The organism is Ruegeria sp. CJ2, from assembly GCF_056536745.1.
Window position 1 is genome coordinate 40,757 of the sequence record NZ_JBQFQF010000006.1, and the last position, 15,657, is coordinate 56,413.

General features: G+C 58.4%; 17 protein-coding genes. 8 read left to right on the forward strand and 9 right to left on the reverse strand.

The window, feature by feature from the left end; genetic code table 11:
- Together ACR0MS_RS10210 and ACR0MS_RS10215 are read left to right on the forward strand one after the other, a co-directional pair.
- Window positions 1-888, forward strand: a complete 888-nt coding sequence (locus ACR0MS_RS10210) for a PhzF family phenazine biosynthesis protein (RefSeq protein WP_480572614.1) — start codon at window positions 1-3, stop codon at window positions 886-888.
- On the forward strand, window positions 885-1,745 hold the full coding sequence (locus ACR0MS_RS10215) for a glycosyltransferase family 10 domain-containing protein (protein ID WP_480572612.1): 861 nt from the start codon (window positions 885-887) through the stop codon (window positions 1,743-1,745). Before ACR0MS_RS10210 ends, ACR0MS_RS10215 begins: the two co-directional genes overlap by 4 nt.
- A 58-nt stretch (window positions 1,746-1,803) precedes the next feature.
- Here ACR0MS_RS10215 and ACR0MS_RS10220 read toward each other — a convergent pair whose 3' ends face one another.
- The 3 genes from ACR0MS_RS10220 to trxB form a co-directional block, all read right to left on the reverse strand.
- A complete protein-coding gene (locus ACR0MS_RS10220) occupies window positions 1,804-3,522 on the reverse strand; it encodes a bifunctional sulfate adenylyltransferase/adenylylsulfate kinase (RefSeq protein WP_480572610.1) in 1,719 nt (572 codons plus the stop codon).
- A gap of 217 nt (window positions 3,523-3,739) precedes the next feature.
- The gene (locus ACR0MS_RS10225; protein WP_480572608.1) at window positions 3,740-5,410 is read right to left on the reverse strand and encodes an adenylate/guanylate cyclase domain-containing protein; all 1,671 of its coding nucleotides are present in this window, start codon (window positions 5,408-5,410) and stop codon (window positions 3,740-3,742) included.
- A gap of 119 nt (window positions 5,411-5,529) precedes the next feature.
- Window positions 5,530-6,471, reverse strand: a complete 942-nt coding sequence (trxB, locus tag ACR0MS_RS10230; protein WP_480572606.1) for a thioredoxin-disulfide reductase — start codon at window positions 6,469-6,471, stop codon at window positions 5,530-5,532.
- Window positions 6,472-6,698: 227 nt separating this feature from the next.
- Here trxB and ACR0MS_RS10235 point away from each other — a divergent pair, with 227 nt between their 5' ends.
- On the forward strand, window positions 6,699-7,199 hold the full coding sequence (locus ACR0MS_RS10235) for an Lrp/AsnC family transcriptional regulator (protein WP_480572604.1): 501 nt from the start codon (window positions 6,699-6,701) through the stop codon (window positions 7,197-7,199).
- Between the two features lie 117 nt (window positions 7,200-7,316).
- On the opposite strand, the gene ACR0MS_RS10240 is transcribed toward ACR0MS_RS10235, so the two are convergent.
- The 5 genes from ACR0MS_RS10240 to lgt all read right to left on the reverse strand — a co-directional run bounded on the left by ACR0MS_RS10240 (window position 7,317) and on the right by lgt (window position 11,537).
- Window positions 7,317-8,099: a Hint domain-containing protein gene (locus tag ACR0MS_RS10240; protein ID WP_480572602.1), complete on the reverse strand. Its 783-nt coding sequence runs from the start codon at window positions 8,097-8,099 to the stop codon at window positions 7,317-7,319.
- Window positions 8,100-8,432: 333 nt separating this feature from the next.
- Complete coding sequence (locus ACR0MS_RS10245) at window positions 8,433-8,561, reverse strand: hypothetical protein (protein ID WP_480572600.1); 129 nt, start codon at window positions 8,559-8,561, stop codon at window positions 8,433-8,435.
- A 269-nt stretch (window positions 8,562-8,830) separates the two neighbouring features.
- Window positions 8,831-9,589, reverse strand: a complete 759-nt coding sequence (gene pgeF, locus ACR0MS_RS10250) for a peptidoglycan editing factor PgeF (RefSeq protein ID WP_480572598.1) — start codon at window positions 9,587-9,589, stop codon at window positions 8,831-8,833.
- Window positions 9,586-10,653, reverse strand: coding sequence for a class I SAM-dependent methyltransferase (locus ACR0MS_RS10255; protein WP_480572596.1), 1,068 nt, complete (start codon window positions 10,651-10,653; stop codon window positions 9,586-9,588). The genes pgeF and ACR0MS_RS10255 overlap by 4 nt, the downstream gene beginning before the upstream one ends.
- Window positions 10,650-11,537 carry a prolipoprotein diacylglyceryl transferase gene (gene lgt / locus ACR0MS_RS10260; RefSeq protein WP_480572594.1) on the reverse strand — a complete coding sequence of 296 codons (888 nt, stop codon included), beginning with the start codon at window positions 11,535-11,537 and terminating at the stop codon, window positions 10,650-10,652. The genes ACR0MS_RS10255 and lgt overlap by 4 nt, the downstream gene beginning before the upstream one ends.
- Window positions 11,538-11,634: 97 nt before the next feature.
- Between lgt and ACR0MS_RS10265 the strand changes: the two genes are divergently transcribed.
- From ACR0MS_RS10265 to ACR0MS_RS10285, 5 genes are all read left to right on the forward strand, one after another.
- Window positions 11,635-11,883 (forward strand): accessory factor UbiK family protein, encoded by a 249-nt coding sequence (locus ACR0MS_RS10265; protein WP_170384762.1) that lies wholly within the window; start codon window positions 11,635-11,637, stop codon window positions 11,881-11,883.
- 310 nt (window positions 11,884-12,193) lie between these two features.
- Window positions 12,194-12,694, forward strand: a complete 501-nt coding sequence (locus ACR0MS_RS10270; protein WP_170753355.1) for a type III secretion system chaperone family protein — start codon at window positions 12,194-12,196, stop codon at window positions 12,692-12,694.
- Window positions 12,695-12,733: 39 nt separating this feature from the next.
- Window positions 12,734-13,549 (forward strand): pyrroline-5-carboxylate reductase, encoded by an 816-nt coding sequence (gene proC, locus ACR0MS_RS10275; protein ID WP_480572592.1) that lies wholly within the window; start codon window positions 12,734-12,736, stop codon window positions 13,547-13,549.
- The gene (locus ACR0MS_RS10280) at window positions 13,542-13,880 is read left to right on the forward strand and encodes a tRNA-binding protein (protein ID WP_480572590.1); all 339 of its coding nucleotides are present in this window, start codon (window positions 13,542-13,544) and stop codon (window positions 13,878-13,880) included. Before proC ends, ACR0MS_RS10280 begins: the two co-directional genes overlap by 8 nt.
- Window positions 13,880-14,830 carry a 2-hydroxyacid dehydrogenase gene (locus tag ACR0MS_RS10285; protein WP_480572588.1) on the forward strand — a complete coding sequence of 317 codons (951 nt, stop codon included), beginning with the start codon at window positions 13,880-13,882 and terminating at the stop codon, window positions 14,828-14,830. Before ACR0MS_RS10280 ends, ACR0MS_RS10285 begins: the two co-directional genes overlap by 1 nt.
- On the opposite strand, the gene ACR0MS_RS10290 is transcribed toward ACR0MS_RS10285, so the two are convergent.
- Window positions 14,827-15,405 carry a thymidine kinase gene (locus ACR0MS_RS10290; RefSeq protein WP_480572586.1) on the reverse strand — a complete coding sequence of 193 codons (579 nt, stop codon included), beginning with the start codon at window positions 15,403-15,405 and terminating at the stop codon, window positions 14,827-14,829. The two genes, ACR0MS_RS10285 and ACR0MS_RS10290, sit on opposite strands and share 4 nt — an antisense overlap.
- Between the last annotated feature and the right edge of the window lie 252 nt (window positions 15,406-15,657).

Sequence of the window (15,657 nt, forward strand, 5' to 3'; positions counted from 1 at the left end):
ATGAGTTGGTTTGATTTTGACTGGGTAGATGCCTTTACCGACAGGGCATTTGGTGGAAACGGCTGCGCGGTGGTCCACGGCGGAGCGGCCCTGTCTGATGACACCTCGATGGCCTTCGTGAAAGAAACCTCGCTTGTTGAATGCACGTTTACAGGACCGTCCGAGATCGCCGACATCCGGGTCCGCTACTTTCTGGCCAGCCGAGAAATCCCGTTTGCGGGGCATCCGACCATTGCGACTGTCGCAGCCATGCGGTCCCGTGGGCTTTTTCAGGGAAACACGCTGACGCTGGAAACGGGTGCCGGTGTTGTTTCGATCCGCCTGATCGGTGATGAGATTGAGATGACTCAGGTCGCGCCGCAATTTGGGGCGTATGTTCCTGTCGATTTGGTGGCCGCGGCGATTGGTTTGTCCCGGGACGACATCATATCCCCTCCGCAGTTTGTCTCTACGGGACTGCCTTTTTGCATTACGGTCCTGCGAGATCACGACGCTTTGCGAGCAGCCAAGTTGAATGTCGAGGCGCTTCGGGCTGTGTCGGAAATGGCAGGGTTCTCAGGGTCCGATATGGCCGAACCCTTTTTTGTCACTCTGAAGGGCGCAACCGATGCAGGGGATACGTTCTCGCGCCTGTTGCTAGCACCACCCAGCCCGCCCGAAGACCCCTTTACCGGTTCGGCAACAGGGGCGATGGCCGCCTATCTGTGGAAACATGGTCTGATGGTGAAGGATACGTTCACGGCTGAACAGGGGCATGACATGGGACGTCCGGGGCAAGCGACCGTGACCCGCGTCGGGCCTTCCGATGCGATGACCGGTATTAAAGTTGCGGGGCGAGGTCACGTTCTGATGCGTGGGCAGGTCGACTTGCCAGAGGTGTCCGCATGACCGAACCTGCCATTGCAATACTGCCTTATGGAAACCGCTTGGGGCCAAAGCTGTCATCGCTTCCCCTGGCTGACCTGATCTGGCCCGAAGGGTGCCCCGAGCGACTGATCGGCAAAACCGTCGGAGACCTTGAGCCCACCGATCACCTGATCATGTACCCCAATTCCACCGTGCATCTGCGCCTGCGCCGGGGCACCCGAGCGCAGATTTCCCTGATGATGGGTGAACCTTCAGCCATCCACGCCAAACACGACCGGATGCTGCGCTGGACGTGGCGTCGGTTTTTTCGCGTCCTGACATTTCATGACGTTTTGCTGCAAGGCATCCCAAACGCGGTGTTCCTGCCCTATGGCGTCACAATGATTCCGGATTGGCGCGAACTGGATGTAACCAAGTCAAAATCCTGTTCGCTGATCGCGTCGGCCAAACGCGATCTCGAGGGGCACCAGCTACGTCATTCTGTCATCGACTGGGTGCGGGACACCGGTACAGATGTGGATATCATGGGGCGGGGGTATAACCCCTTTGATCAAAAATCCGACGGTCTGGCACCTTATCGCTATTCTGTGGTGATCGAAAACGTGCGCGAGAAAAACTATTTCTCCGAGAAACTGACCGACGCGATCCTGTGTTCAACAGTGCCGATCTATTGGGGATGTCCGAATATCGGCGATTTCATGGATAGCACGGGCATAATCCTATGCGAGTCCGAGACCGATATTCAGCAAGCGATCCAATCTCTGACGCCCGAGGATTACGCAGCGCGCCTGCCTCGGTTGCAAGCGATTCAGGCCAAGGCAGCGGAGTTTGGGGATTTTGAAGGCCGCGCGGTCGCGGCCCTGCGCGCAGAGCTTTAACCAGAAATGCAAAAGGCCCCCGTGCTGCGAGGGCCTTTGATAGAACATATGAGCCGTCTTAGGACGCTGCGATCAAGCCCATGCTTTCCAGCTTGAGCAGCACCTGATGGGCGCAGTTGTCGACATCGACATTCTCGGTCTCGACGCTCAGCTCGGGGTTCTGGGGCACGTCATAGGGGTCAGAAATTCCTGTGAATTCCTTGATCTTGCCTTCACGCGCCAGCTTGTACAGGCCCTTGCGATCGCGACGTTCACATTCCTCGATGCTGGTCGCGACGTGAACTTCACAGAAGGCACCGAACTGTTCGATATCTTCCCGAACTGCGCGGCGTGTGGTTGCGTAAGGCGCGATCGGCGCACAGATGGCGATGCCACCGTTTTTGGTGATCTCACTGGCCACGTAACCGATGCGACGGATGTTCAGGTCGCGGTGTTCCTTCGAGAAACCCAGTTCCGACGACAGGTTCTTACGCACGATGTCACCATCCAGCAGCGTAACCGGACGACCACCCATCTCCATCAGCTTGACCATCAACGCGTTGGCGATGGTGGATTTGCCCGAGCCCGAGAACCCGGTGAAGAACACGGTGAAACCTTGCTGGCTGCGCGGCGGTTTGGTCTTGCGCAACTCGGCCACAACCTCGGGGAAGCTGAACCATTCGGGGATTTCCAGACCCTCGGCCAGACGGCGGCGCAGTTCGGTGCCCGAGATGTTCAGGATCGTGACGTTGTCCTTGTCTTCGATCTCGTCATTCGGTTCGTACTGGGCGCGCTCCTGCACATAGACCATGTGCTTGAAGTCAACCATCTCAAGGCCGATCTCGTCCTGATATTTGCGGAACAGGTCCTGCGCGTCATAGGGGCCGTAGAAATCTTCGCCTTGGCTGTTCTTGCCGGGGCCTGCGTGATCGCGGCCGACGATAAAGTGGGTGCAGCCGTGGTTGGCGCGGATGAGACCGTGCCAGACCGCTTCGCGCGGGCCAGCCATGCGCATGGCTAGGTTCAGCAGGGACATCGAGGTGGTCGAGGCCGGGTATTTGTCCAGAACCGCCTCATAGCAGCGCACGCGGGTGAAATGATCGACGTCGCCGGGCTTGGTCATGCCGACAACCGGGTGAATCAGCAGGTTGGCCTGTGCCTCTTTCGCGGCGCGGAAGGTCAGTTCCTGGTGCGCGCGGTGCAGCGGGTTGCGGGTTTGGAACGCAACGATGCGACGCCAACCCAGCTTGCGGAAGTAGGCGCGCAGCTCGTTCGGGGTGTCACGACGGGCGCGGAAATCATAGTGGACAGGCTGCTGGATGCCGACAACGGGACCTCCCAGATAAACCTTGCCTGCGGTGTTGTGCAGATAGTTCACCGCCGGGTGTGCGTCATCATCCGCGCCGAACACTTTTTCAGCCTCGCGGGATTTGTCCGGGGTCCAGCGGTCGGTCACGGTCATGGTGCCCAGGATCACGCCCTCTTGGTCGCGCAGTGCGATGTCCTGACCCAGTTCGATGGTTTCGGCAAAATCTTCGCTGACATCCAGCGTGATGGGCATCGGCCACAGGGTGCCGTCAGCCAGACGCATGTTGTCTACGACGTTGTCGTAATCAGCCTCGGTCAGAAACCCCTTGAGCGGGTTGAACCCGCCATTCATCAGCAGTTCCAAGTCACAGATCTGACGCGGGCTCAGGTCCCAGCTTGTCAGATCAGCGGCTTCTATTTTCAGTTTCTGCGCGGATTCGTAGGAAACATATAGTTCGGGGATCGGAGCGAGATTGCTTAACATCGTCATAGGAATACTCTTGTCGAAGTGCGGTTTTGCCAGTGATTCAAGGGCGTTTGCGGGGCATGTGCCCCGACCGTTGGGCGAAGTCCATATACATTCATGAAACAAAGGACGAAATGCGTTGTTTTTTCGCGGAATGGAAGGATTTTCTGGCATCTGCCGAAAATTGCGACCATGGTTCCTGCAATAGTCGGCAAAATGGCGCGAAAACGTGAATGTGTTCCTATGCGGCGGCGCTTTCCAGCAGGTCCGCCGCGTTATGAACGGGCAGGGCGGGAATCGGTCGGGTCACACCGCGCAGTTGAAAGGATTTCATCCCGCTCAGATCGCCCCGGTATCCGGCGGTCTTAAGCAAGTCGTCCGAGACAAGAAGTTCAGCTTTAAGGGCTTTCGTCTCGGCCTCCAATCGGCTGGCGACATTGACCGCATCGCCGATGATGGTGCGTGCGGCGTTGCCTGCGGCTCCGATTTCACCAAGAACCAGATCGCCCAGATGCAGGCCCATACCAATGCGAATGCGCGGGCTTCCTTCGGCCTCCAACTGTTGATTGAACCGCGTGAGGGCGTGGCTGACATCTGCGGCTGCTTTCAAGCCCGCTTTTGCCGAACTTTCCGCATCGGGCGTTTCAAATACCGCCAGCAAGCCGTCACCCATGTACTTGTCGACGACACCCCCGTCGGAGGTGATGGCCGGAACGATGGCGTCAAAAAACCGGTTCAGAAGAAAGACGATGTCATAAGGCAACTGCCCTGTCGTCCGCGAGGTGAACCCGCGCATATCCAGAAACAGAACGGCCAGCTTGCGTTCCTGACCCTGGCTGGCATGCGCGCGCTGCCGCCCGCCGTCGGGACGGAACATGCGAAAGGCCGTAATCGGTTCTGTCGGGCGTATCTGGCACGCCAGCCGAGCACCGTCGGGCGCGCTGACCGCTGCCAGACTTCGGGCCTCGACATCACTGGGGGCTGGAAGCTTTTCGGCGCCGTCTTCAACGATGACACGACATGTCGTGCAGCGCCCTTTGCCGCCGCACAGGGCCGTGTGTGGGATACCATTGGCCTGCGAGATTTCCAGCAGCGTCATGCCTTTCTCTGCCACGACCTCGGGGCCTTCGACATATTTGATCCGAACAGAATGTCTGCGCCGCCAGAGTTTGCGCCCAATAAACACCGCCAAGGACGCAGCCAATGCGACCCAGAACGCCATCATCGCGTTGTCTTTTACACTGAAAAGGGCCTGAAATTCTTCGGGCGAAGGCCAGTTGTAATGCTCGATATATTGTTCGCGTAGGAAAGGATCGGCAAAATCAGCCCAAATCCTGCGCCCCTCGGTCAGCAGGCCCGCAAGGGCAAAGGACGGCACAAACACAGCCACCCCGATCAAAGAGGGGGCGACTTTAGACCACCAGCGGGTGAGGCGAAGCCACATATGCAGCCCGATGCAGCTGTGAACCCAGACAACCAGCAAAAGAAGGCTTTGCATGTAGATCGCCGAACTGGGCCACATCAGGGCGATGATATACCCCATCTCGTCATTGACGTTGTATATCTCATGGGCATAGCGCGTGTGCACGATATGCGCGATCAATTGCAGTGGGATCAGCAGCCCCAGCACCACTTGCAGGGCGGTGTTGAACGGCATGCGCAACGTGCGACGCTGGCTGATGGAATAAAGCGCAAGTCCGAAGTGGGTGAACAGGGCCACGTATAGAATGGCGCTGCCGATATCGTGGCGCGTGACGGCGTGGCGGCCGTCTTGCATATCGTGCAGATAATCGGTGTGGAACAGGCCCAGACCAATATTGATGAAGTGAAAGAACGCAAAGGCAAACAGGATCAAGCCGCTGCCAATCCGCAGCCGGGTTGCCCACCCGCCTTGCCAAAGAACGCTACTCACTCAGATCACCTGCGCTAATTTGCTCGCATCCCGAGTCTGATACGCGGTCGCGCGGTGGTCAAGATTTGGTTGCACAAGGGGGTTATGCCGCCCCGTCGTTGGGGGCGGCATTGAGGGGATTACTCCTGCTCGGCCAAAAACCGTTCCGCATCCAGCGCGGCCATACAGCCCATACCGGCGCTGGTAACGGCCTGACGATAGATGTGGTCGGTCAGGTCGCCCGCCGCAAAGACGCCCGGAACCGATGTCTCGGTCGATCCCGGCTTGGTGACGACATACCCGCCCATGTGGGTTTCCAGCGAGTCTTTGACCAACTCGTTCGCAGGTGCGTGGCCGATCGCAACAAAGACGCCTTTACACGGGATCTCGGTGACCTCGCCGGTTTTCACATTCTTGACACGCACGCCTTCGACGCCCAGTGGGGCATCCGTACCGACAACTTCTTCCAGTTGGTGGAACCACAGCGGCTCGATCTTTTCGTTCTTCAGCAGACGGTCCTGCAGAATTTTCTCGGCGCGCAGTTCGTCGCGGCGGTGGATCAGCGTCACCTTGCTGGCGAAGTTGGTAAGGAACAGTGCTTCTTCCACGGCGGTGTTGCCGCCACCGATCACTACGATCTCTTGCCCGCGATAGAAGAAGCCGTCACAGGTTGCACAGGCGGATACACCGAACCCTTTGAACTTTTCTTCCGACGGCAGGCCCAGCCATTTGGCGCGTGCACCAGTGGCGAGAATGACGGCGTCGGCCGTGTAAACCGTGCCGCTGTCACCCTTGGCGGTGAACGGACGTTTCGAGACGTCCAGGTCACTGATGATGTCGCCGATGATTTCGCAACCCATCGCCTTGGCGTGATCCTGCATACGCACCATCAGGTCAGGTCCCTGAACTTCGGTGTCACCCGGCCAGTTCTCGACCTCGGTGGTGGTGGTCAACTGACCGCCCGGTTCAATGCCCTGAACCAGGATCGGTTCAAGCATCGCGCGGCTGGCATAGACGCCCGCAGTATAACCGGCCGGCCCCGACCCGATGATCAGAACCTTCGTGTGACGTGTTTCGGCCATGGTACCCCCAACTCGATCTGCCTATTATGGGCGCGCGGCCCCTTGGCGAATGGATATAACGACCACAGTCCGGCGCTTAAAGCCCCTACCTGTCACACATCTGCTATGCGCTCAGCGAAAAGCGCCCAAAAAAAGAACATTGAAAATAAAGAAAATTGCGCACGCGCGAAAGATTATTGCGCATCTTTGGGGTGCTGATATAACAACCGAAAAATCAGGAGCAATTGATGGTCGCGACACGGCTGGATGAGATTGACCGCAAGATTCTGGCGGAATTGCAGGCAGACGGTCGCATGACCAATGTCGAACTGGCAAAGCGCGTGGGAATTTCTGCCCCGCCCTGCCTGAGACGTGTTCGCACGTTGGAAGAATCCGGGCTGATCCGCGGATATCATGCCGAGGTGAACGCGCGCGAACTGGGTTTCGAGGTTCAGGTCTTTGCCATGGTCGGGCTGGAAAGCCAGGCCGAATCCGAACTCAGCGCCTTTGAAGAACGCTGCCGCGACTGGCCTTTGGTGCGCGAGTGCCACATGCTGAATGGCGAAGTCGATTTCATCCTGAAATGCGTGGCCCCGGACCTGAGCAGCTTTCAGCAATTTCTCACAGGTGAGTTGCTGACCACTCCGAACGTGGCCAGTGTGAAAACGTCGCTGGTGATCCGGGGCGCTAAGGACGAGCCCGGCGTTCCTTTTGACGTGCTGGAAGAACGAATGAGCCGGATGGCTTGAACCGCGCGCGTTTATGCGCAGCACAACATGGCGGCAGAATCGCCGTGACGAGCAAGAACAGTGCCCAACCTAGTAAAATCTGCATAAAGCCCCCACTTTGCAGCAGTTTTGGTGTGTTTACGCTGTGATCGCGTCGACCTCTCCGTCACCGGCGCGCGGCATCAACAGCGGGCCGAAATCGTTAAGCGAATCGACATGCGCGAACAGGTTCAGATAGATTGCCCGCAGCGAGTGGCTGATCTTCCGAACAGCGTTGACCCCCGGGTGATAAGTTTCGAACTGAAGCCCATCAACCTTGATGACCGAGTGGCGCTTCAGGCAGATGTGAAACAGCTCGACCGGAGTGGGTGGAAGGGTTTCGATAACACTCATCCCGTCCTGAAATTCGTGGACCGGTGTCAAAATCGTTTCATTGCCGTGCAAGTGGCGTAGATGGGCCGGTGTCCCGACAATGCGCGCGGCCGGACCTGCGATTACGCCAGACAGGGGTTTTTGCATTCCAAACGTGTCCGCCATGATGCGGGTCAGGGGACGAGTGCGGCCGCGCGAATCCTCGCGTCCAGGAATAAGAGTGACCGAACCTTTCCACAGAACCGTTTGCGAAGACCCATCTTGCGTCAGGACGGTGTCGCCGGGCAGCAAGTCTTCGATCGCCAAGGGACCCGACTTTGTTTCAACCAGCGAACCGCGCGTAAAGGCGCAGAATGCATCTTCAAACATCGGCAAAGCAGGCGCGATGTGCCGCGTCTGCGAAACGTCTCCATTTGGCATCAGTGAACTGACCTCATAGCGCCGCAGCTGCGCCTTGGGTTTGTTCGGCGTCCTTGAGGCATCTTGCAGCATTGCCGACGTATCAACGGCATTCCTGGCAGCCCGTGAGAGCGAATGTGGAATAGGCATAGTTATTCCGTCCCTTCTAGTACCCGCTCAGACAGGGTGACCTCTCGAAAGAGACCCGTCTGATTAGTCTTATTTTTTGTTTTGATTGAAAGGGCGACCCTAAGGCGGCGGTCGATTCGACGACGCGATGAAATACTAATCCGCAGACCTTTGGCCAACATTTTGACCCCCCAAGCAAACTCACACCAACGCAGGCTAAAATTGCCGGCGCACACATGCCCCTGAACCTGACCGCTTTGAATACCTGCGGCAGGCCACACACCGGACCGGAGCACCCCTCCGGCGTGTTTCTTGGCCCTGGGGACCGGCAGCTTGGCACCCTGGGCATGTCGATCAACCTTGCTTCGCCAAGCGGCGCGCAACCCTGACCGAGCGGCTGGATACGTGTTTCCACGGCATCTCCAGCCCCTTCTCTTTGCTCGCCGCAACAACGGCGCTGAGAAAGCGAGATTTTACCTTCATTTTGTGTTCCTGCTCCTCAGGGGTTTGACACCCCGTTCCCTCTGATTAGCCAATGTGACGCCATATTGAGGCACCGATAAGGCTGATCCGGGATCAATTCAGGACAAATTGAAGGTTGGCAGCTCCTCTTTCTTCATACTGTCTCGCACTGCTGGAGCATCGGCAGATAAGCACCTGAGAGCGGACAATAAAAATCAAATTGTTCCGACTCAGATAGACACAAAGAATGTGGCGAAAAAGCGGCGATATCGCCACAATTCGGTCTTGGTTTACAATTTGATTGCTGAAATCAGTCGGCCATAGTCGGCTTCTTTGGCATGGGTCGCCCTGCGATAGGAATAAAACCTTTCAGGATCGGAATAGGTGCAGTGCCGAGTCCACTCGGCCTGACCGATTCCCGCCTGTCGAAGCCTGTGCAGGCCAAATGCGGGCAGGTCGAACTGAAGCCTGTCGCCTGTGCCGTTTGCAAAGAACCGCAGGTTATCGGGGGACTCCGCAGCGAAGTCATCCAGAAACTCTGGACCCACTTCGTAGGCCGTCTGCGAAATCGTCGGTCCGATCACTGCGATAGTGTTGTCGCGACTTGCGCCCAACGCTTCCATTGCGTCCAGCGTGGCCTCCAACACGCCATCCAGCGCGCCTTTCCATCCTGCATGGGCTGCGCCGATGACCTGTGCACCGGGGTCGGCAAACAGAACCGGCTGACAATCCGCTGTCAGGATCGTGAGCGCCAGACCAGGCGTCGATGTCACCACTGCGTCAGCCTTGGGCTTTTCCCCATTTATCGGGCCGTCGACCGTCAGAACCGTCGGCGAGTGGACCTGATGGACCCCGATCATTGCATCAGGCGTAACCTCCATGGCGTCTGCGACACGATTGCGATTGATCGTGACAGCTTCGGTCTGATCCGAGGAGCCATATCCACAGTTGAGCCCGGCGAATATGCCGGATGACGCGCCTCCGCGACGGCTGAAGAACCCGTGGCGAACAGAGGACAGCATTTCCGAAGTCAGAATTTCCAGCGTCATGATTCCAGTCCCGGAGGGGGGGTGGCATAGGAAGGGTAGAGTCCCAGTACTTTGAACAGGTTTCCCATTTCATCTGGGTGCGTCAACCGGCGATGTGCAGAAACCAGTTTATCAAGCTCGTCCCCGCCGAGAGTCGCAGAAAGCCGCTGCGCGCGCGCCGTTATGCCCAGTCGTTCCAGAAACACCCCCTGAGGTGTCAGGCGCGTGTGGGCGCATCCGGCGGCACGTGTGGCGGTGGCCAAGGGCTCAAAGTCCACATGGGCGGTCAGATCGGCCTGTCCGGGTGCCTGCAAAGGGTCTGCCCGTTCATGAGCGCGAATGGCCTGCAATGTATCACCCAGTGAATGCCAGTCGCCATAATCAACAATAAGACCGACACCGCCATGCGTCGCGATCCGGCCCGCCAATACGGTGATAATCGGAATCGCGGATGGGCAGAGTTCGACAAGATCGCCGTCTTGCGTATCGTCCAGCCGATCCGCCAGCGCCACCTGAGATGCTTGTGCCCCCAGACCAAAGGTCAGCGATTCGCCTTCACGTCCGACCAAGCGCTCGCGCCATCCATCACCGTCGCGCAGGAACTGACGAATGGGGAGGGCGTCGAAGAACTCGTTCGCGACCAAAAACAGCGGTGCTTCGGGCAAGTCGGCAACCGAGTCGATCCAACGTGGCGCGTATCCTTTCAGGGTGTCTGACTGGATTTGCCGAAGGACCGGAGAAGCCTCCAGCAAGGTGACGTCCGCGGCGCTGTGAAAGCCCTCAATGGTTCGGGTGGCGCGCAGAATGTCGGCCATCAGCGTGCCACGCCCCGGACCCAGTTCGGCCAGAACAAAGCGCTCGGGGTGGCCCTGATCTATCCAGGCCTGCGCCAGCGACAAGCCGATCAACTCGCCGAACATCTGACTGATTTCGGGAGCGGTGATAAAATCGCCCGAAACTCCCAAAGGATCGCGGGTGGCGTAATATCCTTGCGTCGGGTGCAGCAGGCATTCGGTCATGTAGTCGGCCACGCTCATCGGGCCGTCCTGCGCAATACGCGCAAGTAAGTGATCGGCCAGCGTCATCGAGCCGCCCGTGCACGCCGCACGAACCACAGCCCAAGTGCGATCATGGGGATCGACAGCAACTGACCCATTGTCAGCCCATAGCCGCCGACATGCCACGCCAGACCCAGCGGATTACCGGGCGAGATGAATTGTGCGTCCGGTTGCCGGAAGAACTCGACAAAAAATCGCGAGGCACCATAACCGGCCATGAAAACACCCATGATCAGACCGGGCGTCTTGAACGCACCGCGCCGATAGGCCAGCCACAGCAGCGCCGCCCCAAGCAGCACCCCTTCCAGCGCCGCTTCATAGAGTTGCGATGGATGTCGCGCGCACATACCAGCCAGAACGCCGGGGCAATCCTGTGCGGCCGCTCCGGGGAAAATGACGGCCCAGGGCAGCTCGCTGGGGCGTCCCCACAACTCCGCGTTTACGAAGTTCGCCAACCGTCCCAGCAGCAACCCCGGCGGAACCGCGTGCGCGACAAGGTCAGCCAAAGACAATACCGGAACCTTGTGGCGACGGGCATACAGGTAAGAGGCAACGACCACCCCGAGCAACCCGCCGTGAAAGGCCATTCCACCTTGCCAGACCTTCAGAATGTCCTGCGGGTTCGCCAAGTAATAGGCGGGTTGGTAAAACAACACGAATCCCAGCCGACCACCCAGAATGACGCCGAGAATGATCCATGTGAGCAGGTCTTCCAGTTGTTCCGGCTTCATGGGTGGGGTCGATTTTGGCCAGAGGGCAGGCCGCCGCAGCGCCATCACGCCCAAGCGCCATGCGATCAGGATGCCTGCGATATAAGCCAGCGCGTACCAGCGCAGCGCGAACTCCATCCCGAAGAGTGAGATCGAGAACAACTCGGGCGACAGATCGGGGAAATTCAAAACAGCCTGCATGTGCGTCTCATTGCCCGTGCTTTATGGGGCAAGTCAACCTTGAGCCTGACGCAAACTTTACCCATATAGGGATCAACCGCGATTTCGGAGAAAAGCCATGCAGACCCGCAACAAGATCCTAGACGATGTATCCCAACTGATGACCAACGCCATGGGCGTGGCACAGGGTGCGCGGGAAGAGGCCGAGAATGCGATGAAGTCCATGATCGACCGCTGGCTGGCGGATCGTGATTTTGTGACGCGCGAGGAATTTGACGCGGTCCGTGCGATGGCGCAGAAAGCGCGCGAAGAGAATGCCGCGCTGGAAGAGCGTATCGCGGCGCTTGAGGCGAAACTGGACAAGTAACGTCCGAATCCAAGTTTTCGATGCAACAGAGACGCCGCGCGATCCGGGTAGGGATTGTGCGGTGTTGTGCATCTTGCCGCCTTGCAGAATTTAATCAAGACAAAGCTGCACGCGACGCCAATATTTTGATCGCCGTGACCGTTCGTCCACAACTTATTGCTGTTATCCCCAATAAATAGGGTTGCCAGACGGGTACTGGCAGCGCACCATATTTAGTACAGGCCCAAGGGGGAAGCCCGGCTTGTAGAGCAGGCAACTAGCGCTGGGGCGCTGCCAGCCCCAAAATGCTAGAGATTAGTGAGGTGGCATTATGGCCCTTTCCGAGCAGTTTCTCGAAGAAGATCTTCATCCTATAGATATTGTTGAACACCTGGCTGAACACCACGACTGGGACTTTGACCGGATCGGGGATGACCAGATCGCCATGGCTGTCGAAGGGCAGTGGCGTACATACTCAATCACGCTGGCCTGGTCGAACTATGACGAAACCTTGCGCATGGTGTGTTCGTTTGAAATGGACCCACCGTCCGAGCGTGAATCTGAACTGTATGAACTGCTGAACAAGATGAATGATCAGTGCTGGGCGGGCGCGTTCACGTATTGGGCCAACCAGAAACTGATGGTCTATCGTTACGGTCTGGTTCTCGCTGGCGGACAGATGGCCAGCCCCGAGCAAATTGACACGATGATCACTGCGGCCGTCCTGAGCGCCGAGCGGTATTACCCCGCGATCCAGTTGGTCACATGGGGCAACCGCGATCCCGAAGATGCGATGCAGGTCGCCATTGCAGAGGCCTACGGGCGCGCGTAAAGCTTTGCCCCGAACCGACAAGTCAGGGGAGGGGCAATCATGGATATGTCACGCGTCGCCGAACAGGGGTTGGTGCTTCTGGGATGCGGCAAGATGGGATCGGCCATGCTCGCCGGATGGTTGGAGCATGGCCTTCCTGCGTCATCGGTCTGGGTTGTGGACCCGTATCCATCGGACTGGTTAAAGGCGCAGAGCGTCAACATCAACACACCTTTGCCCGAAGCGCCCGCTGTGGTGCTGGTGGCCGTCAAACCGCAGATGATGGGCGAGGCACTGCCTGCGATCAAGGCGCTAGGCGGGGGCAGCAGCCTATTTATCTCGGTCGCGGCGGGGACGTCGATTGCTACATTCGAAGCCGTTTTGGGCGCGGACACGCCAATCGTGCGCGCGATGCCAAACACACCTGCGGCGATCCGGCAGGGGATCACGGCACTGATCGGGAATTCTGTGGCCTCGGGTGACGATGTCGCGCTGGCCGAAGGCCTGTTGTCAGCCATTGGCGAAACCGTCCGGCTGGATGACGAATCTCAGATGGACGCAGTGACGGGCCTGAGCGGTTCGGGTCCGGCCTATGTCTTTCACCTGATCGAAACCTTGGCTGCTGCGGGTCAGGCGCAGGGGTTGCCGCACGATCTGGCGATGAAACTAGCCAAGTCGACTGTGGCCGGAGCGGGGGCGCTGGCGATGGCTGCCGACGAAGATCCATCCCAACTGCGGATCAACGTGACCTCTCCCAACGGTACGACTCAGGCCGCGCTTGAGGTGTTGATGCACGAAGAGGAAGGCTTCCCCGATCTGCTGCACCGTGCCGTGAAAGCCGCCACCGACCGATCCAAGGAGCTGTCTCGTGAGTGAGATTTCATTCGATGATTTTCTCAAGGTCGACATCCGCGTCGGCAAGGTCATCCGCGCCGAACCATACCCCGAGGCGCGAAAGCCCGCGATCAAGATGTGGATCGACTTTGGAGATGAGATTGGCGAGCGCAAGACCTCGGCCCAAATTACCGCGCATTACGATCCGGCCACGCTGGTAGGCAAACAGGTGTTGGCTGTGGTGAACTTCCCCCCGCGCCAGATCGGTCGCTTCATGTCAGAAGTTCTTGTGTTGGGCCTTCCTGATGAAAATGGCGAGATTGTTCTGATCGGCCCTGATGGTGAAGTACCAGTTGGCGGGCGGATGCACTGATGAGACTGCTAATTGCCCGCCCCATGACAGCAGCAGTTACAGCCCGCGCGCAGGCTGAGTTTGATGTCGAGTTTCGCGAAGACACGTTGCCGATGACGCAGGATGAGATACTGCGTGCCCTGACCGAATTTGATGTGGTGGTCCCGACTTTGGGCGACCTTTTTTCGGAACAGGTATTTGCGCAGGTGCCCAACCCCCGCTGCAAATTGCTGGCAAATTTCGGGGTTGGGTATAACCACATCGACGTCGATGCGGCGCGGGCCGCAGGCGTTGCCGTGACCAACACACCGGGCGCAGTCACGGATGCCACCGCCGACATAGCGATGACCTTGCTGCTTTCTACCGCCCGGCGTGCGGGGGAAGGGGAACGGCAGGTCCGGGCGGGCACTTGGCAAGGATGGCATCCGACACAGATGCTGGGCCACCACGTGACGGGCAAGCGTGTTGGGATCGTCGGCATGGGCCGCATCGGTCAGGCCATCGCGCGTCGGTGCCACTTTGGGTTTGGTATGCAGGTCCTTTATCAATCCCGCAGCGAGAAAGAGATCGACTTTCCGGCGGAATATGTTCCTGACCTGAAAGAACTGGGCGCTCGGGTCGATTTCCTGGTCCTGGCGGTCCCAGGTGGTGCGGAAACCCGTCACCTGATCGACGCGCAGATACTAGAGGCAATGAACCCGTCGGCCCTACTGATCAATATTGCGCGCGGAGAAGTCGTGGACGAAGCCGCGTTGATCGCCGCCCTGCACTCTGGCCAGATTGCTGGCGCGGGTTTGGATGTTTACGAGTTCGAACCTGTAGTCCCACAAGCCCTGCGCGATATGGAGAACGTGACTCTGTTGCCCCATCTAGGCACCGCGACCGAAGACGTGCGCAGCGATATGGGGCACATGGCCTTGGACAATGTCGCCGCCTTTGTCGACGGACGCCCACTGCCAAACCCGGTCTAAGTGCCCACAGCCTCACGCCAGTGTTTGCGGCACAGCGAGACGTAGGTTTCGTTCCCGCCAATCTGTACCTGCGCACCTTCGGTGATCGGGTTTCCGTTTTCGTCCTGACGAATCACCATCGTCGCCTTGCGCCCACATGCGCAGATGGTGCGGACCTCGCGCATTTCGTCAGCCAGTGCCAACAATGCAGCTGAACCGGGGAACAGACGTCCCTGAAAATCCACACGCAGCCCATAGGCCAGCACCGGTACTTTCAGGTCGTCTACCGCGCGCGCCAATTGCCAAACCTGATCCTCGGTCAGGAACTGGGCTTCGTCGATAAACACGCAGGCAACCTTACCCACCGCCAATCGCTTTTCGATCATGGCAAACACATCGTCCCGGGCCGTGAATGTGTCGGCGTCCGCCGATATCCCGATGCGGGATGCAATTTTGCCCACACCGGCACGACCGTCCAGCGCGGCGGTCATCAAATAGGTGTCCATGCCCCGCTCGCGATAGTTGTGCGAGGCTTGCAGCAGCACAGTCGATTTGCCTGCGTTCATCGTGGAATAATTGAAATACAGCTTTGCCATGGTCCCGGGTCTAAAACGCCTGAACGGTGCGGACAAGCCATCTTGTGTCGCAATAGAAGCGACGCCGCCGTTGTTACTGTCAGGGCCGAGCATAGGCTCAAAGGGGATGGATACCCGAACGACAACAACAGCGACGTCGTCGGCCAACATGCGGCCTAAACAAAGCGGGACTTTCAAAAATCGCCCCACAATCACTCGTACTCGGCATGAACTGCCGCCACTCACTCACAAAACCCCTGCATATCTGAGGGA